Raw genomic sequence first — 17,322 nt, forward strand, 5'->3', positions numbered from 1 at the left:
TGGGATTTATGAAAAAACATGCAGGTGCATTCCCACCTGCATCACTATCAAGGAAACCACAAAGCCAAGACCTGCGTAAATTAGGGTTTGCAGCAATTTATTGGTTCGACGTTGCTCGGTCAACAACTGCTCGATTTGACGCGCATCGTTTTTCTGCGGCTGCTGCAAATACCCGTGCAGCAAGCGAGGCAACTGCGGCAACAGTTTGGCGTAGAGCGGGGCCTGCGCCTTGAGTTCTTCCCACAGCTTTTTGGGACCGATTTGCGCCAGCATCCATTTTTCGAGGAAAGGCTTGGCCGTGCTCCACAGGTCCAGCTCGGGGTCCAGATCGCGACCGAGGCCTTCGATGTTGAGCAGGGTCTTTTGCAGCAACACCAGCTGCGGCTGGATCTCGACCTGAAAACGACGCGAAGTCTGGAACAGGCGCATCAGCACCATGCCCAAGGAAATCTCCTTGAGTGGGCGGTCAAAGTATGGCTCGCAGACGGCGCGAATGGCCGATTCCAGCTCGTCCACCCGCGTCTCGGGCGGTACCCAGCCCGACTCGATGTGGAGTTCGGCCACGCGCTTGTAGTCACGGCGGAAAAAAGCGGTGAAATTTTGTGCCAGATACTCTTTGTCGTACTCGGTGAGCGTGCCCACGATGCCGAAGTCCAGCGAGATGTAGCGACCAAAGGTCTCAGGGGCCAAGCTAACCTGAATGTTGCCGGGGTGCATGTCGGCATGGAAAAAACCATCGCGAAACACCTGAGTGAAAAACAGGGTCACGCCATCGCGGGCCAGTTTGGGAATGTCCACCCCCGCTGCACGCAAACGGTCCACCTGGCTGATGGGCACGCCATGCATGCGCTCCATGACGATGACCTCGGGGTGGCAAAAATCCCAGATCATCTCGGGGATCAGCACCAGATCAAGCCCCTGCATGTTGCGGCGCAACTGCGCGGCGTTGGCCGCTTCACGCACCAGGTCCAGCTCGTCGTGCAGGTATTTGTCAAACTCAGCCACCACCTCGCGAGGCTTGAGGCGTTTGCCATCTGCGCTCAGACTCTCCAGCCAGCCGGCCATCATGCCCATGAGGCTGAGGTCTTTGTCAATGACGGGCAGCATGCCCGGGCGCAAGACCTTGATCGCCACCTCGCGCACCACGCCCCCCTTGCCGCGCAAAGTGGCAAAGTGCACTTGCGCGATCGAAGCGCTGGCCACAGGCTCGCGCTCAAAAGTCTCGAAAATGTCATCCACTTTGCGGTTGAAAGCCCGCTCGATCGACGCCACCGCGATGGCCGAACTGAAAGGCGGCACCCGGTCTTGCAGCTTGGCCAACTCCTCTGCGATATCGGGCGCGAGCAAGTCACGTCGCGTGGACAACACCTGGCCAAATTTCACAAAAATCGGGCCCAAGCGCTCAAGCGCTTCACGCAGACGCACCGCACGGGGCGAGCGCAAGTCACGACCGACCGAGAGCACGCGGGCCAACAGGCGGATCCAGGGTTTTTGAAAGCTCGACAGCACCAACTCATCGAGGCCGTAGCGCAAGACAATGAAAACGATGAAAGCGCCTCGCCCGAAACGGCCCCAGCGCATCATGCTGCGCTGCCCGCTCGCAGCCCGGCGCCTGGCCGCTGGGCGACAAAACTGCGCAAAGCTGCCATGGCCTGCCTTGCGGATTGCGCCAGGGTGTGGGCTGGGGCGTCGCCGATCAGGCGGGCCAGATCCTCTTCGGCATCCCAGCGCACATGGTCGATCAACCAGTTGACCTCGGCAGCCAGTTGCACATCGCCTTCAACACGGACTTTAGGTTTGTCACCCCGGGCCAACGCCGATGCGAGTGAGACAGGCGTTTCTTCGGTCACCGTGAGGCGCAGGTCAAAACCTTCAAAGCAGCCTCGCTCCAGCAATCCTGCAGGTGTTGGCGTCAGTTGCAGTTGCATGCGCTCCCAGACCAGCTCGATGCGTTGCCCCTTTTGCCGAGCCAAGCGGGCCATGGCCTCAGGCTCGCTCATCAGCACATGGTTTAGGAACAAAACAAGACGGTTGACGCCCTCGTCCACCACCCAAGCCGGAGGCTGGAAGTTGGCCGCAAGACGGTTGACTACATCGGGGAGAGCCTGAGTGGCCCATGAAAAAGGGGACTGTGTTGCCATAGTCCCCGATTATTCCCGAAAGTACAGGCTACCCCAGAGGGGCGGGCTTTATTGCAGCGCTTGCACGCCAGCGACCAACCAGCCACCACCTTGCTTGGATTTGGTCATGTTCCAGACTTCACGGAATGGGCTGGGGCCGGAAGCCGCATCTTCGCGAATCATGCCGTTGAACTCGACACTGGCCAGGTAGGCATCGGTCTGCTCTTCAATCCCTAAAAGCTGAGCCTCGAGCATGACCACTTCGGTCTTGTTGGGCTGGCCGGGGAACTGGGCTTCGCGCTCAGACAACTGGTTGCGAATTTCCAGCACCATGGTGTCGGTCATCATGGAACGCAGGGCGCTGATGTCTGAACGGTCCCAGGCGTCCTGCAAGGTCACGAAATTGCGCTTGGCGGCCGTCAAGAAGCTGTCCACGTCAAAGCCAGCGGGGATGCCCCAGGCCTCCGAACCACCCAAGCCAGAGCCAATGGCCGAACCGATCATGGAGCCGGTCGGTGCTGCAGCAGCAGAGCTGTCAAAACGGGTGTTTTGGCCTTCCCATGGGCGGGCAGAAGCGTCGTTGCCGACGTTTTGGGGACTGTATTGTTTGTATGTGGAAGGGTTTTCAGCCGAGGCACCCGCGCCTTGGTAAGCCAGACCTCCGTTGCCAGACGTCTGCGCAGAACCTCCTCGGCGGGCCCGCAAAATCATGCCAATCACGGCGATGACGGCGACGCCAATCAACAAAGCCATCAAGATGTTGCCAAAGGCTTCACCCATACCAAGTGAGCTGGCCAACCATGCCAAACCCAGGCCAGCAGCCAAGCCACCCAACATGGCGCCCCATGGGCGCTTGGGTGCAGCAGCGGCAGGCGCAGCACCGGGTTTGGCGGCGTTGGCAGGTGCCGCGTTTTGCGCAGGTGCAGCCGGTGTTTGGGGCGCGGCGTCGCGCTTGGTCACTTGGTTGGATTGCTGTCCGACAGACTTGCCGCCACCCATGCGGCGTGCAGCCTCGGCGTTCAAACTGCCCAAGGCCATCACGCCGGCGAGCATCAGGGTTACAAGTTTCCTGTTCATGGTATCTCCATCTCAGTAAATTCAGTTTTCAGGCTTCAACACTTGATGCCCATGTGTAAGGCTACCACCCCCGCCGACAAATTGTGAAAATCCACATGCCCAAATCCGGCATTTTTCATAAGGGTTTTCAGATCTTCCTGGCCAGGGTGCATCCGAATCGATTCGGCCAGGTAACGGTAACTGTCCGCGTCGCCTGCCACCAGTTTGCCCAAAGTGGGCAGGATCTTGAAACTGTACCAGTCGTAGGCTTTTTCAAGGGGCTTGGCCACCTTAGAAAACTCCAGCACCAGCAATTTGCCGCCGGGCTTGAGCACGCGGCACATTTCCTTGAGCGCGACATCCTTGTGTGTCATGTTTCGCAGGCCAAAGGCCACGCTCACCACGTTGAAGTGGCCAGCCGGGAACGGCAATTTTTCTGCGTCACACACCAGCGTGGGCAAGGCCAGGCCTTGGTCGACCAAGCGGTCACGCCCGGTGCAAAGCATGGCTTCGTTGATGTCGGTGTGCACCACACGGCCTGTGGCGCCGACTTTTTTGGCAAACGCCATGGCCAAGTCGCCCGTGCCGCCTGCGATGTCCAGCACTTGGTCGCCCTCTTTCAGGTTGGCCACCTGCACGGTGTAAGCCTTCCAAAGGCGGTGCAGACCCATGGACATCAGGTCGTTCATGACATCGTATTTGGACGCGACCGAATCGAACACGCCACGCACATGCTTGGCTTTTTCGGTCTCGTCGACGGTTTTGAAACCAAAGTGAGTGGAACTCATGCCAACTTTCTCAATGTTTGTGACCACAGCTGCCGCCCGCTGAGGCTTCGATCATGGGCGCGTCCCGGCTCATGCCCGCGGCTTGCAGGCGGTCTTCGTACTGTTTCCAGAGAGCGGCTGCCTGGTCGCCCAGAAAGTACAGGTATTCCCAGGTGAATAGGCCCGATTCATGACCATCCGTGAAGGTGGGTTTCACGGCGTAATTGCCCACAGGTTCGATCCCGGCAATGCCCACTTCGCGCTTGCCGGTTTGCAGCACCTCTTGGCCCGGGCCGTGGCCTTGCACCTCGGCCGAGGGCGAGTACACGCGCATCAGCTCGAAAGGAATGCGGAACTGCGCCCCGTCAGAAAACCCGATTTCCAGCACCCGGGTCTGACCATGCAGGGTCAGCGACTCGGGGTGGGGCATGTCTTTTTTCAATCCGGCCATCTTGTTCTTTCAGGGGTTAAACCAGCACGCGCTCGATGCCGCCCGCATTGGCCGCACTGACGTATTCAGGCATCCACGCTTCACCCAGAATGTGCTTGGCCATCTCGACCACGATGTAGTCGGCTTCGAGCAGGCCATTTTTCATGTCGTCGCCAAAGCGCGACAAGCCTTGAAGGCAGCTGGGGCAGCTGGTCAGGATTTTCACATTCGCCTGCGGGGCCAGCGCGCCACTGTTACGCAAAGCGGCCTCCCCCTTGAGCAGCTCTTCTTCCTTGCGAAAGCGCACCTGGGTCGAAATATCCGGGCGCGACACGCCCAAAGTGCCCGATTCGCCGCAGCAGCGTTTGCTCTCGATCACGTTGTCACCCATCAGCGCCTTCACGGTCTTCATAGGCTCTTGCATCTTCATGGGCGTGTGGCAAGGGTCGTGGTAAAGGTAAGCGCCGCCTGCGTCCAGCTTCATGCCTTTTTCCAGCAAGAACTCGTGGATGTCAATGATGCGGCAGCCGGGGAAAATTTTGTCGAACTCGTAGCCTTGTAACTGGTCATAACAGGTGCCGCAGCTCACCACCACAGTCTTGATGTCCAGGTAATTGAGCGTGTTGGCCACGCGGTGGAACAGCACGCGGTTGTCGGTGATGATCTTTTCGGCCTTGTCGAACTGGCCCGAGCCTTTTTGCGGGTAACCGCAGCACAGGTAGCCCGGTGGCAACACGGTTTGCACCCCCACATGCCAGAGCATAGCTTGGGTGGCCAGGCCCACTTGGCTGAACAGGCGCTCGGAGCCACAACCGGGGAAGTAAAACACCGCCTCAGTCTCTGACGTGGTGGTCTGGGGGTTGCGAATGATGGGGACGTAATCGTTGTCTTCGATGTCCAACAGGGCGCGCGCTGTCTTTTTGGGCAAGTTGCCAGGCATCTTCTTGTTGATGAAGTGGATCACCTGCTCTTTGATGGGCGCCGTGCCCACCGAAGCGGGCGGTGCGCTGGTTTGCTTGCGGGCCACGCCTTTGAGCAAGCCAGCCACAAAGCGCTGCGCCCGCATCCCCACATCGACCATGGCCAAGCGCGCGAGCTTGATGGTTTCGGGGTTGGTGGCGTTCAGCATGAACATGGCCGCCGCATTACCGGGCCGGAAACTCTTTTGTCCCATCTTGCGCAGCAAGTTGCGCATGTTCATCGACACCTCGCCAAAGTCAATGTTCACCGGGCAAGGCGACAGACACTTGTGGCACACGGTGCAGTGGTCGGCCACGTCTTCAAACTCTTGCCAGTGCTTGATCGAGATGCCCCGGCGGGTTTGCTCTTCGTAAAGGAACGCCTCGACCAACAAGGAGGTGGCCAGGATTTTGTTGCGCGGGCTGTACAGCAAATTGGCACGCGGCACATGCGTGGCACATACGGGTTTGCACTTGCCGCAGCGCAGGCAGTCTTTCACGCTGGCCGCAATGGCGCCAATGTCCGACTGCTGCATGATCAGCGACTCGTGGCCCATCAGGCCAAAGCTGGGGGTGTAGGCGTGCGTCAAGTCGGCGGCGTGCACATCGTTGCCCAAGCCCGTCAGGGCCGCGCCGCGCAGCAGCTTGCCTTTGTTGAAACGCCCTTCGGGGTCCACCTTGGCTTTGTATGCCGTGAAGTTGGCCAGCTCGGCATCGGTCAAAAACTCCAGCTTGGTGATGCCAATGCCGTGCTCTCCAGAAATGACGCCGTCCAGGCTGCGCGCCAACACCATGATGCGGGCGACCGCTTCGTGCGCGGTTTGCAGCATCTCGTAGTTGTCACTGTTCACGGGGATGTTGGTGTGCACATTGCCGTCACCGGCGTGCATGTGCAGCGCCACCCACACGCGGCCCTTGAGCACGCGCTGGTGGATGGCCGTGACCTCGTTCAGGATCGGCAAAAAGGCCGAGCCCGAAAAGATGTTCTGGAAGGCCGGGCGGATTTGTGTCTTCCAGCTGGCGCGCAAAGTGTGTTCTTGCAACTGGGGGAACAGCGCGTCCACATCGGTCAACCAACCTTGCCACTGTGCCTGCACCTCGCGCACCACCGTAAGGGCTTGCGCCACGCGGTCTTCCAGCAGCTCGGCCGACGGGATGTCGTTGGCATCGTCTTGCTTGCCCAAAGGCAGGTTGCCCCGCTCCAAAAAGGCTTCGATTTCGCGGCACAGCTTGAGCTTGTTGCGCAGGCTCAGCTCGATGTTGATGCGCTCGATGCCATCGGTGTACTCGGCCATGCGCGGCAACGGAATCACCACATCTTCGTTGACCTTGAAGGCGTTGGTGTGGCGCGAAATGGCCGCTGTTTTCTTGCGGTCCAACCAGAACTTTTTGCGCGCTTCGGGGCTGATGGCAATAAAGCCTTCGCCACTGCGCGAATTGGCGATGCGCACGATCTCGGATGTGGCCTTGGCCACGTCGTCGGCGTTGTCACCAGCGATGTCGCCGATCAAGACCATCTTGGGGAATCCGCCGCGCTTGGACTTGGTGGAATAACCCACGGCGCGCAAATAGCGGTCGTCCAAGTGCTCAAGACCCGCCATCACGGTGCCGGTGCGTTTTTGCTCGGCAAACATGAAGTCTTTGATCTCGACGATGCTGGGCACCGCCTCGCGGGCGTGGCCAAAGAACTCCATGCACACCGTGCGGGTGTGCGTGGGCATGCGGTGCATGACCCAGCGGGCGCTGGTGATCAGGCCGTCGCAGCCTTCTTTTTGCACACCCGGCAAGCCGGAGAGGAATTTGTCGGTCACGTCCTTGCCCAAGCCTTCTTTGCGAAAGGTTTTGCCGGGAATCACCAGGGTTTCGGTGCGGATCGGGGTCTTGCCGTCGGCTTTGAAATAACGCAGCTCAAACGTGGCGACTTCGGCGTCGTGGATCTTGCCCATGTTGTGGTCCATGCGCACCACGTCCAGCCATTCAGCGTCAGGGGTGACCATGCGCCAGCTGGCCAGGTTGTCCAGAGCCGTGCCCCAAAGCACCGCCTTTTTGCCACCCGCGTTCATGGCGATGTTGCCGCCAATGCAACTGGCTTCAGCCGAAGTCGGGTCGACGGCAAACACAAAACCACCGCGCTCGGCCGCATCGGCCACGCGCTGTGTGACCACCCCGGCTTCGGTCCAGATGGTGGGAATCGGGTGGGCCACGCCGGGCAGGTCGAACATCTCGAGCTCGGTCATGGCTTCGAGCTTTTCGGTGTTCATCACCGCGCTCTTCCAGGTCAATGGAATAGCGCCACCGGTGTAGCCCGTGCCGCCGCCACGGGGCACGATGGTCAGGCCCAGGTCAATACAGCCCTTGACCAGCCCCGCCATTTCTTCTTCGGTGTCGGGCGTCAGCACCACAAAAGGGTATTCCACGCGCCAATCGGTGGCGTCGGTCACATGGCTCACGCGCGACAGGCCGTCGAACTTGATGTTGTCTTTGGCCGTCAAGCGGCCCAGCGTCTTTTGCACCTGGCTGCGCAACTTGGCCATGCGGCCAAAGCGCTCATTGAACTGCGTCACGGCCTGGGTGGCCATGGCCAGCAATTGGCCGACCAAGGCGTCGCGGGCGGCGTCCACACTTGGGGTGCGGCGCTTTTGCACCTCGCCCAGACGGTGTTGCAAGGCCTCGACCAGCAGTTTGCGGCGTGCCGGGTTGTCCAGCAGGTCGTCTTGCAAATAAGGGTTGCGCTCGACCACCCAAATGTCGCCCAGCACTTCGTACAACATCCGAGCAGATCGACCCGTACCGCGTTCCTGGCGCAACTGGTTCAGCAGATCCCAAGCCGAATCGCCCAGCAAGCGCAGCACGATTTCGCGATCTGAAAAGCTGGTGTAGTTGTAAGGAATTTCGCGCAAGCGCGGCGCATCGGCGTCGGCTTGCATTAAATGTAGGAGCGTGGTGGGTGCATTCATGGGTGTGGCGCAGTCAAAGGCGTCGTTGATGACGCTGTCAGCCAGACCCGGGAAAGTGTCATATATTGGCTGAAGTCAGATGTTACCGCAGCGCAACAATCACGCGCAGAGGGTGGGGGCACACAACAGAATTATGGTCTGTGTTAGCCTCAAGTCACGAAAACTCTTGATCTTCATAGAGCATTCACATTTTTGTCATTAACAAGGTTTAAAAACTGCGATCGGATCAATTCATCTCGAATTGTTGATGTCAGCACCTTTTGGAACACCCATGAAACTGAGAAATACACTCACATCAATGGCTCTGGCTTTGACAGCCTTGAGCGCACAAGCACAAACTGAAATCCAAATGTGGCACTCTATGAGTGGTGCATTGGGTGAATGGGTCAACGGCCTTGCCAACAGCTATAACCAGTCACAAAAGGATTACAAAGTTGTTCCAGTTTTTAAAGGCAACTACGACGAATCCATGACGGCAGCGATGGCTGCATTTCGTGGCGGCAATGCACCCCATGTTTTGCAAGTCTTTGAGGTGGGCACTGCCACCATGATGTACAGCAAGGGTGCCATCGTGCCCGTGGCCAAGGTCATGAAAGATGCTGGTTACAAATTCGACCCCTCGGTCTACATTCCTGCTGTGGCCGGTTACTACACCGCACCCAATGGCGACATCCAAAGTTTGCCTTTCAACAGCTCAACACCCGTATTCTGGTACAACAAAGACGCTTTTAAAGCCGCCGGCCTGGATCCTGAGTCTCCACCCAAAACTTGGACTGAGTTGACTTTGGCTGCAAGCAAACTCAAAGCCAGTGGACACAAATGCCCCTTCACAACAGCATGGCAAACTTGGGTTCACTTGGAAACATTCTCCGCCTGGCATGACGTTGAATTTGCCACGCAGCGCAACGGATTCAAGGGCCTCAATGCCCGCCTGAACGTCACAACGCCCCTGCATGTGCGCCACATTGAGAACCTGGCCAACATGTCTGCCAATGGTTTGTTTGTCTACAAAGGCCGTGCTGGTGCTGCAGGAGCAACCTTTGAGTCTGGTGAGTGCGCCATGTACACCAACTCTTCGGCCGCCTATGCGGGCATCAAGCGCAATGCAAAATTTGCGTTTGGTGTTAGCACATTGCCTTATTACCCTGATGTCAAAGGCGCCCCCCAAAACACCATCATTGGCGGTGCCAGCCTTTGGGTCATGGCCGGCAAAAATTCAAATGAATACAAAGGTGTTGCTGGATTTTTTGATCACCTTTCCAAAACCGATGTCCAAGCAAAGTCTCATCAAGACACCGGCTATCTTCCCATCACCACAGCTGCGTACCAGGCCACAGAAAAATCGGGTTTTTACAAACAAAACCCAGGCACAGATGTTTCAGTGACCCAGATGGTTCGCAAGACAACGGATCGCTCACAGGGCATCCGTTTGGGCAACTTCGTTCAAATTCGCACCATCATGGATGAGGAATTGGAACAAGTCTGGTCGGGCAAAAAGAGCCCCAAAGACGGTCTTGAGGCCATCAAAAAGCGCGGTGACGAGTTGTTGGTGCGTTTCGAGAACGCCAACCGCTGACGTTTAAGCCGAATTTCGGCATGAGCCCGACTTGCGTTTGTTCGCAAGTTGGGTTTTTTTCTTGGCAAAAAGTCGGCGTGTTTTCATGACATTTGAAAAAAGAGTCCGTTTTCGATCCTCTTGGCTCCCTTGGGCTTTGGTTGCACCGCAGTTGCTGGTGGTGGTGCTGTTCTTTTTCTGGCCTGCGGGGCAAGCTTTGCTGGAAAGCGTGTACGAGTCAGACGCATTCGGCATGAGTTCCACTTTCGTCGGATTGGACAACTTCAAACGTCTTTTTGCGGACGAAACCTACCTTCAATCCTTTTGGACGACCGCCATTTTTTCAATATGGGTGGCGGGTTGTGGTCTCACCATCGCACTGCTTTTGGCAGTCATGGCCGACCGCATTGTTCACGGTGGTCTTTTTTACAAAACATCCTTGATCGTTCCCTATGCCATCGCACCTGCAGTGGTGGGCGTTTTATGGGTCTTCATGTTCACGCCCTCGATGGGGGTGGTCAGCCATGCATTAAAGCAAGCGGGTGTGGATTGGAATCATCTGCTCAACAGCACGCACGCCATGACCTTGATAGTCACAGCCGCTGTCTGGAAGCAGATTTCCTACAACTTCTTGTTTTTTCTGGCGGCTTTGCAATCGGTCCCTAAAAGTCTGCTGGAAGCCGCCGCCATCGATGGCGCGGGCCCTTGGATGCGCTTTTGGACCATTCAGTTGCCACTGATCACGCCCACGGCGTTCTTCTTGTTGGTGGTCAATATCGTTTATGCATTTTTTGACACCTTCGCCATCATTGATGCCACCACCAGTGGTGGGCCTGGCAAAGACACGGCCATTTTGGTTTACAAGGTGTACCAAGACGGTTTCAAGGCCATGGATTTGGGGGGGTCAGCAGCCCAGTCCGTGGTTTTGATGGCCATTGTGATTGCGCTCACGGTTCTGCAATTTCGTTACATCGAAAAACGCGTCAACTACTGATATTCATTGGCATCCATTCATGATCGAACGACGTCCTCTGGCTACTTTTCTATCCCACCTGATCGTGCTGGCGGGTGTTCTGATCGTGGCCTTTCCCGTGGTGCTTGCCTTGGTCGCGACCACCCAGACCAGCGAGCAAATCGTCCAGAATTTCCCCATGTCCATGGTCCCTGGCGACAATCTATGGGCGAGCTTTCACCAGGCCTTGTTCGGCGGTCAAACGGCCAAAGGCAACACATTGCCCGCGGTGGCACCGATGTTGTGGGTGAGCTTGGTCAGTGCCGTCATCATTTCCTTTGGAAAAATTGCCATTTCACTGCTGTCAGCATTTGCCATTGTTTATTTCCGCTTCCCTTTTCGCAATCTGATTTTCTGGATGATTTTCATCACCCTGATGTTGCCTGTTGAGGTGCGCATCTTGCCTACCTATGCGGTGGTGTCGTCTCTGGGCATGCTGGACACCTATGCGGGCTTGACTTTGCCTCTGATCGCCTCAGCAACCGCCACCTTTTTATTTCGTCAGTTCTTTCTGACCGTCCCAGACGAGTTGGTGGAAGCAGCACGCATGGATGGCGCCGGCCCCATGCGATTTTTTCTGGACATTTTGTTGCCCCTTTCGCGCACTTCGATCGCCGCTTTGTTCGTGATCCAGTTCATCTACGGCTGGAACCAGTACCTCTGGCCACTGTTGGTGACCACAACTGAAGACATGTACCCCATCGTCATGGGTATCAGACGCTTGATGGCGGGTGGCGATGCATCCACCGAATGGAACGTGGTCATGGCCACCGCCATTTTGGCCATGCTGCCCCCGGCGCTGGTCGTGATCCTGATGCAAAAATGGTTCGTCAAGGGCCTGGTTGATACGGAAAAATAAATACCTCCTCATGGCTTCCATTACCCTCTCTCACATCCTCAAAACCTACGGCGCGGGCGACAAAGCCAACACCGTCATCCACGACCTGAGCGCCGAGATCGCGCATGGTGAATTTGTCGTCATCGTCGGCCCCTCAGGCTGCGGCAAATCCACCCTGCTGCGCATGGTTGCGGGCCTGGAAGACATCACGGGCGGCACCATTGCCATTGGTGAACGCGTGGTCAACGAACTGGAGCCCGCTGAGCGCGACATCGCCATGGTGTTTCAGAACTATGCGCTATACCCGCACATGAGCGTGTTCGACAACATGGCCTATGGCCTGAAAATCGCCAAGCTGCCGGTGGCCGAGATCAAGGCCCGGGTCGACAAGGCCGCTGCGATTTTGGAGCTGTCTCAGCTGCTGCAGCGCAAGCCGCGCGAACTGTCCGGTGGCCAGCGCCAGCGCGTGGCCATGGGCCGCGCCATCGTGCGCCAGCCACAGGTGTTCTTGTTCGACGAACCCCTGTCCAACCTCGACGCCAAGCTGCGCGCCCAGACCCGGCTGGAGATTCAAAAGCTGCACCGCGAATTGGGCATCACCAGCCTGTTTGTCACGCACGACCAGGTCGAAGCCATGACGCTGGCCCAACGCATGATCGTCATGAACGGCGGCCACATGGAACAGTTCGGCACGCCCGAGGAGGTTTACAACCGCCCAGCCAGCACCTTCGTGGCCAGCTTCATCGGCTCACCGCCGATGAACCTGCTGCAGCACGCACCGGGCACGCCCGCAGGGCAAATTCTGGGCATCCGCCCCGAGCACCTGGACATCACGCCTGTCATCGAAAACGGTGGCTGGACACTGACGGTGGACACCGTGGAATTGCTGGGCGCCGAGCGCCTGGTGCACGCCCGTCTCGGCCAAGAAACGCTGACCCTGCGACTGGACGAATCCCTGCCCGCGCCGCAACCGGGCAGCACCTTCCACGCCACGCCACGCGCCGACCGGCTGCACTGGTTTGACGCTGCCTCTCAAAAACGCATCGCCTGATGAGCAACATGAAACACTGGCCCTACCCACGCTGGATCGCGCACCGAGGCGCTGGCAAGCTCGCCCCGGAAAACACCATGGCCGCCTTCCGGCTGGGCGCGGCGCACGGCTACCGCATGTTCGAGTGCGACGCCAAGCTCAGTGCTGACGGCGTGGTGTTCTTGATGCACGACGCCTCGCTGGAGCGCACCACCAATGGGAAAGGCATCGGCGGTGACCTGCCTTGGCATGCCCTGTCGCAGCTGGATGCGGGCGGCTGGCATTCGCGGGTTTTTGCGGGCGAGCCCCTGCCCACTCTGGAAGCCTTGGCCCGGTTTTGTCTGGCGAACCGCTACCTGCTGAACATCGAAATCAAGCCCACGCCGGGCACCGAAGCGGCTACGGGCGACGCGGTTGCACGTCTGGCAGCGCAACTGTGGCAAGGCGCTGAAGTGCCGCCCCTGCTGACATCTTTCAAACCCGACGCGCTGGCGGCAGCGCAAACGGCGGCACCCGAGTTGCCGCGTGGCCTGCTGATGGATACGTTGTGGGACGGCTGGCTGGAAAAAGCCCTGAACCTGGACTGTGTGGCCGTGGTCGCCAACTACGCGCTGTGGGACAGCGCCACCGTGGCCCGCGTGCACAGCGCGGGGCTCAAGTGCCTGAGCTACACCGTCAACGACGACTGTGCCGCCCAGCACCTGCTGGCCCTGGGCACCGACGGCATCATCACCGACCGGGTGGATGGGTTCAGTCCGATTTGAAATAGGTTCAACCACCCCTGGCCGAAGGCGTCTCGTGTTGACTCTGTTACTTGCTGGCCCAGCCCCGCTGCATCAGCCACTCGGCCGTGGCGGCCACCAGCAGCAGGGCGATGTAGGTACTCATCTTGCCATCTTGGCCGTGCAGCCATAACCCGGTGACCAGCACGGCCAGCCCGCTCAGGACATGCACCCCCATGCGCAGACCCAAGCTGGCTCGACCCGACCCCATAACCCAGCCCCCAGCCAAAGGCATGAAGATCGCCAAGGCCAAAGCGGGCAGCAGAAAATTGAACAGGTGCAATCCCAATTGCCAAAACGTCATGAAATCTCGCTCCTGTTGTTCCGAGCACGCCCTCAAGGTGCGCCATATCCTGAAATTGTGCATGCAAAACCACGTTCACTTGCCTCTCTTGGGTTGTGTCAAGAAAAGTTGACAACCCTTGCCTATAATGGCTCGCATGCCTGTATGGACCCTGGGTTTGAACCACACCACTGCACCGCTGGATCTGCGCGGGCGGTTCGCGTTCGCCGTGGACAAACTGGTGCCCACGCTGCACGGTTTGCGCCAGAACCTGGCCAGCCACACGGCTCAAGCGCCCGAAGCGGCTATTCTTTCGACCTGCAACCGCACCGAAATTTATTGTGCCGCCGACCAGGCTGCCACCGACGGCACCTTGCGGTGGCTGGCTCAAGCCGGTGGTGTGAGCGCGTCCGAGCTGCACGCCCACACTTATTTGCTCGAAGGCAATGAGGCGGCCCGCCATGCCTTTCGCGTGGCCAGCGGCCTGGACTCCATGGTGTTGGGCGAAGCCCAGATTTTGGGCCAACTCAAGGACGCCGTGCGTGCAGCCGAACAAGCCGGCGCCCTGGGCAGCACCCTCAACCAGTTGTTTCAGCGCAGTTTTGCAGTGGCCAAAGAAGTGCGCAGCTCCACCGAAATCGGCGCCCATTCCATCAGCATGGCCGCTGCCTCGGTGCGCCTGGCCAGCCAGTTGTTCGAAGACATCCAAGACATCCGCATCCTGTTTGTCGGCGCGGGGGAAATGAACGAATTGGTGGCCACCCACTTTGCAGCCAAGCAGCCCAAAGGCATGGTGATTGCCAACCGCAGCCTGGACCGCGCCGAGTTGCTGGCCCACCGATTTGGGGCCGGGGTCATGCCCTTGGCCGACCTGCCCGCGCGCCTGCACGAATTCGACGCGGTCATCAGCTGCACCGCCAGCACCCTGCCCCTGATCGGTTTGGGTGCGGTCGAACGTGCACTTAAAAAACGCAAATACCGCCCCATGTTCATGGTCGATCTGGCGGTGCCGCGTGACATCGAACCCGAAGTCAAGGCTCTGCAAGACGTTTACCTGTACACCGTGGACGACTTGGCCAGCGTGGTGCAGGCAGGACAGGCGCACCGGCAAGCGGCTGTGGCCGAAGCCGAAGTGATCATCGACGCGGGTGTGCAAAGTTTCATGCACTGGATGGGCCAGCGCGGCACCGTGCCCCTGATCCAGCAGCTGCAAAACCAAGCCGACGCTTGGCGCGAAGCTGAAATGGCCCGTGCCCGCAAGCTGTTGGCCCGGGGAGATGACCCGATCTCCGTGATGGAGGCCCTTTCCAAAGGTCTGACTCAGAAAATGCTGCACGGCGCCCTGGCCGAGTTGCGCGGGTCCGATTCCGAGAACCGTGAGCACACCATTCAAACTGTGCAGCGCGTCTTCTTGCGCAAAGAGCGTTAGCGGCTTGTCTTGGCAGGTCGGCACATCAACGCCGACACCCTCCCTGCTCCATGCCCGTTGGACTTCAAGATCCAACTTACAAAAACTCTGGCCGCATGAAACTATTTCTTATCCAGCAACTCGAACGTTACGCCCTGCGCTTGACCGAATTGGACTTTTTGCTGTCCCGCGAAGACATCATGGCCGACATGACGCAGTTCCTAAAGCTGTCTCGGGAGCATGCCGAAGTCAGCGCTGTGGCCTCGCGCTTTGCCCGCTTTCAGCAGCGCAGCGCCGACCTGATCGCCGCAAAGGCCATGCTGGATGAGGAGGATATGCGCGAGATGGCCGAAGAGGAAGCAGCCAGCGCCAGCGCCGAGCTGCAAAGCTTGGAAGCAGAGTTGCAGCGCATGCTGCTGCCCAAAGATCCGGAAGATGCACGTCCGGCTTTTGTCGAAATCCGCGCAGGCACCGGGGGCGACGAATCGGCCCTGTTTGCCGCAGACTTGCTGCGCATGTACACGCGCTTTGCCGAAAGCCAGGGTTGGCGTTGCGAGATCATCTCGGAGTCGATGAGCGAACTGGGTGGCTACAAAGAAGTCGTAGTGCGCATCGAAGGCGACCAGGTTTATGGCGCACTCAAGTTCGAATCGGGTGGCCACCGCGTGCAACGGGTGCCCGCCACCGAAACCCAGGGCCGCATCCACACCAGCGCCTGCACCGTGGCGGTGCTGGCTGAGCCAGACGAGGCCGAGGCCATCAAGATCAACCCGTCGGATTTGCGCATCGACACCTACCGCGCCAGTGGCGCGGGTGGGCAGCACATCAACAAGACCGACTCGGCGGTGCGCATCACCCACTTGCCCACTGGCATCGTGGCCGAATGCCAGGACGGCCGCAGCCAGCACAGCAACAAGGCGCAAGCCCTGAAAGTGCTGACCGCCCGGATTCAGGAAAAAGACCGGGCCGAGCGCGCCGCCAAAGACGCCGCCGAGCGCAAAAGCCTGATCGGCAGCGGCGACCGCTCCGACCGCATCCGCACCTACAACTTCCCGCAAGGGCGCCTGAGTGACCACCGCATCAACCTGACGCTGTACAAATTGCTCACCATCATGGAAGGCGATTTGAAAGACGTGGTCGATGCGCTGCAGGCCTACGAAGCCGCAGAACAACTGGCTGCACTGGAAATCGGGGCCGCCGCGTGACGGCCTCGCACGCCAGCCCCAGCGTGGCCGCATGCCTGCAACAAGCCCACAGACAAGGGCTGGCACGCGCGGACGCGCAGATGCTGCTGCTGCACGCCCTGGCGCGCCCGCTGCATGACCGCGCCTGGCTGCTGGCCCACGACACCGGGTTGTTGACCGAGGCCCAACAACGCAGCTGGGACCACGCCCTGCAGCGCCGCCTGCAAGGCGAGCCCGTGGCCTACATCACCGGGCACAAAGACTTTTTTGGCCTGACGCTGAAGGTGGATGCCCGCGTGCTGGACCCGCGCCCCGACACCGAAACCCTGGTCGAATGGGCGCTGGAATTGCTGCCTTCGGGCCAACCAGCCCGCGTGCTGGACCTGGGCACCGGCAGCGGGGCCGTGGCCCTGGCCCTGCAGCAGCAGCGCCCTGCCGCGCAGGTGACGGCGGTGGACGCCAGTGCCGACGCCCTGGCCGTGGCCAGCGCCAACGCCCAGCGCCTGAACTTGCCGATGCGGTGCGTGCTGAGCCACTGGATGGACGCCGTGCCGGGTCCGTTTGAATTGATCGTGTCCAACCCGCCCTATGTGGCCGAAGGCGACCCGCACCTCGCCGCCCTGACGCACGAGCCCCTGCAGGCCCTGGCCAGCGGCCCCGATGGTCTGGATGACATCCGCCAAATCATCGCCCATGCCCCCAGCCGCCTCGCCCCAGGCGGGTGGCTGCTGCTGGAACACGGCTGGGACCAGGCCACCGCGGTCCAAGCGCTGCTGCGCACGGCCGGTTTTGTGCAGGTGCAATCGCGCCGCGATCTGAGCGGAATCGAGCGCTGTACAGGCGCGGTGATGCCGAATTGACAGCAACATCCCTGCAAAAATGGCAGACTTTCAATCAGAGACATAATTCACCTCGTCCGACACCGACCCCATTTGGAGCAA

Annotated in this window: 15 protein-coding genes; 8 read left to right on the forward strand and 7 right to left on the reverse strand. The window is 59.3% G+C overall.

The window, feature by feature from the left end; genetic code table 11:
• Positions 1-6: 6 nt before the first annotated feature.
• From ubiB to Q0O99_RS06940, 6 genes are read right to left on the reverse strand one after another with little or no spacing between them, the layout of a single operon-like run.
• Entirely contained in the window at positions 7-1,581 is a 1,575-nt protein-coding gene (gene ubiB / locus Q0O99_RS06915; protein ID WP_293749961.1) for a ubiquinone biosynthesis regulatory protein kinase UbiB, read from the reverse strand.
• Positions 1,581-2,141 (reverse strand): hypothetical protein, encoded by a 561-nt coding sequence (locus Q0O99_RS06920; protein WP_293749842.1) that lies wholly within the window; start codon positions 2,139-2,141, stop codon positions 1,581-1,583. The genes ubiB and Q0O99_RS06920 overlap by 1 nt, the downstream gene beginning before the upstream one ends.
• A 48-nt stretch (positions 2,142-2,189) precedes the next feature.
• Positions 2,190-3,197 carry a Tim44 domain-containing protein gene (locus Q0O99_RS06925; protein ID WP_293749844.1) on the reverse strand — a complete coding sequence of 336 codons (1,008 nt, stop codon included), beginning with the start codon at positions 3,195-3,197 and terminating at the stop codon, positions 2,190-2,192.
• A gap of 35 nt (positions 3,198-3,232) precedes the next feature.
• Positions 3,233-3,964: a bifunctional demethylmenaquinone methyltransferase/2-methoxy-6-polyprenyl-1,4-benzoquinol methylase UbiE gene (gene ubiE, locus Q0O99_RS06930; protein ID WP_293749845.1), complete on the reverse strand. Its 732-nt coding sequence runs from the start codon at positions 3,962-3,964 to the stop codon at positions 3,233-3,235.
• A 10-nt stretch (positions 3,965-3,974) separates the two neighbouring features.
• Positions 3,975-4,394, reverse strand: coding sequence for a DUF971 domain-containing protein (locus tag Q0O99_RS06935; protein ID WP_293749847.1), 420 nt, complete (start codon positions 4,392-4,394; stop codon positions 3,975-3,977).
• Between the two features lie 16 nt (positions 4,395-4,410).
• Positions 4,411-8,289 (reverse strand): FAD/FMN-binding oxidoreductase, encoded by a 3,879-nt coding sequence (locus tag Q0O99_RS06940; RefSeq protein ID WP_293749849.1) that lies wholly within the window; start codon positions 8,287-8,289, stop codon positions 4,411-4,413.
• Positions 8,290-8,560: 271 nt separating this feature from the next.
• Here Q0O99_RS06940 and ugpB point away from each other — a divergent pair, with 271 nt between their 5' ends.
• From ugpB to ugpQ, 5 genes are all read left to right on the forward strand, one after another.
• Positions 8,561-9,865 carry a sn-glycerol-3-phosphate ABC transporter substrate-binding protein UgpB gene (gene ugpB / locus Q0O99_RS06945; RefSeq protein ID WP_293749851.1) on the forward strand — a complete coding sequence of 435 codons (1,305 nt, stop codon included), beginning with the start codon at positions 8,561-8,563 and terminating at the stop codon, positions 9,863-9,865.
• A gap of 85 nt (positions 9,866-9,950) precedes the next feature.
• Positions 9,951-10,838: a sn-glycerol-3-phosphate ABC transporter permease UgpA gene (gene ugpA, locus Q0O99_RS06950; protein WP_293749853.1), complete on the forward strand. Its 888-nt coding sequence runs from the start codon at positions 9,951-9,953 to the stop codon at positions 10,836-10,838.
• Between the two features lie 19 nt (positions 10,839-10,857).
• On the forward strand, positions 10,858-11,715 hold the full coding sequence (ugpE, locus tag Q0O99_RS06955; protein WP_293749855.1) for a sn-glycerol-3-phosphate ABC transporter permease UgpE: 858 nt from the start codon (positions 10,858-10,860) through the stop codon (positions 11,713-11,715).
• A 10-nt stretch (positions 11,716-11,725) separates the two neighbouring features.
• The gene (ugpC, locus tag Q0O99_RS06960; RefSeq protein WP_293749857.1) at positions 11,726-12,745 is read left to right on the forward strand and encodes a sn-glycerol-3-phosphate ABC transporter ATP-binding protein UgpC; all 1,020 of its coding nucleotides are present in this window, start codon (positions 11,726-11,728) and stop codon (positions 12,743-12,745) included.
• Complete coding sequence (gene ugpQ, locus Q0O99_RS06965; protein ID WP_293749859.1) at positions 12,745-13,488, forward strand: glycerophosphodiester phosphodiesterase; 744 nt, start codon at positions 12,745-12,747, stop codon at positions 13,486-13,488. Before ugpC ends, ugpQ begins: the two co-directional genes overlap by 1 nt.
• A 46-nt stretch (positions 13,489-13,534) precedes the next feature.
• Here ugpQ and Q0O99_RS06970 read toward each other — a convergent pair whose 3' ends face one another.
• A complete protein-coding gene (locus Q0O99_RS06970) occupies positions 13,535-13,810 on the reverse strand; it encodes a hypothetical protein (RefSeq protein WP_293749861.1) in 276 nt (91 codons plus the stop codon).
• 136 nt (positions 13,811-13,946) lie between these two features.
• Here Q0O99_RS06970 and hemA point away from each other — a divergent pair, with 136 nt between their 5' ends.
• The 3 genes from hemA (at position 13,947) to prmC (ending at position 17,241) form a co-directional block, all read left to right on the forward strand.
• Positions 13,947-15,218: a glutamyl-tRNA reductase gene (hemA, locus tag Q0O99_RS06975; RefSeq protein WP_293749863.1), complete on the forward strand. Its 1,272-nt coding sequence runs from the start codon at positions 13,947-13,949 to the stop codon at positions 15,216-15,218.
• 95 nt (positions 15,219-15,313) lie between these two features.
• Entirely contained in the window at positions 15,314-16,402 is a 1,089-nt protein-coding gene (gene prfA / locus Q0O99_RS06980; protein ID WP_293749864.1) for a peptide chain release factor 1, read from the forward strand.
• Entirely contained in the window at positions 16,399-17,241 is an 843-nt protein-coding gene (gene prmC / locus Q0O99_RS06985) for a peptide chain release factor N(5)-glutamine methyltransferase (RefSeq protein ID WP_293749866.1), read from the forward strand. The genes prfA and prmC overlap by 4 nt, the downstream gene beginning before the upstream one ends.
• Positions 17,242-17,322 lie beyond the last annotated feature (81 nt).

This window comes from Limnohabitans sp. Rim8, assembly GCF_945901735.1.
Lineage (GTDB): Bacteria > Pseudomonadota > Gammaproteobacteria > Burkholderiales > Burkholderiaceae_C > Limnohabitans_A.

Excerpts from the sequence above, each read along its gene's own strand:
- Q0O99_RS06970 (WP_293749861.1), bottom strand. The coding sequence starts at position 13,810 with ATGACGTTTTGGCAATTGGGATTGCACCTGTTCAATTTTCTGCTGCCC.
- Q0O99_RS06925 (WP_293749844.1), bottom strand. The coding sequence starts at position 3,197 with ATGAACAGGAAACTTGTAACCCTGATGCTCGCCGGCGTGATGGCCTTG.
- ugpA (WP_293749853.1), top strand. The coding sequence starts at position 9,951 with ATGACATTTGAAAAAAGAGTCCGTTTTCGATCCTCTTGGCTCCCTTGG.
- ubiE (WP_293749845.1), bottom strand. The coding sequence starts at position 3,964 with ATGAGTTCCACTCACTTTGGTTTCAAAACCGTCGACGAGACCGAAAAA.
- Q0O99_RS06935 (WP_293749847.1), bottom strand. The coding sequence starts at position 4,394 with ATGGCCGGATTGAAAAAAGACATGCCCCACCCCGAGTCGCTGACCCTG.
- ubiB (WP_293749961.1), bottom strand. The coding sequence starts at position 1,581 with ATGCGCTGGGGCCGTTTCGGGCGAGGCGCTTTCATCGTTTTCATTGTC.
- ugpC (WP_293749857.1), top strand. The coding sequence starts at position 11,726 with ATGGCTTCCATTACCCTCTCTCACATCCTCAAAACCTACGGCGCGGGC.
- ugpQ (WP_293749859.1), top strand. The coding sequence starts at position 12,745 with ATGAGCAACATGAAACACTGGCCCTACCCACGCTGGATCGCGCACCGA.
- ugpB (WP_293749851.1), top strand. The coding sequence starts at position 8,561 with ATGAAACTGAGAAATACACTCACATCAATGGCTCTGGCTTTGACAGCC.
- Q0O99_RS06920 (WP_293749842.1), bottom strand. The coding sequence starts at position 2,141 with ATGGCAACACAGTCCCCTTTTTCATGGGCCACTCAGGCTCTCCCCGAT.
- hemA (WP_293749863.1), top strand. The coding sequence starts at position 13,947 with ATGCCTGTATGGACCCTGGGTTTGAACCACACCACTGCACCGCTGGAT.
- prfA (WP_293749864.1), top strand. The coding sequence starts at position 15,314 with ATGAAACTATTTCTTATCCAGCAACTCGAACGTTACGCCCTGCGCTTG.
- Q0O99_RS06940 (WP_293749849.1), bottom strand. The coding sequence starts at position 8,289 with ATGAATGCACCCACCACGCTCCTACATTTAATGCAAGCCGACGCCGAT.
- ugpE (WP_293749855.1), top strand. The coding sequence starts at position 10,858 with ATGATCGAACGACGTCCTCTGGCTACTTTTCTATCCCACCTGATCGTG.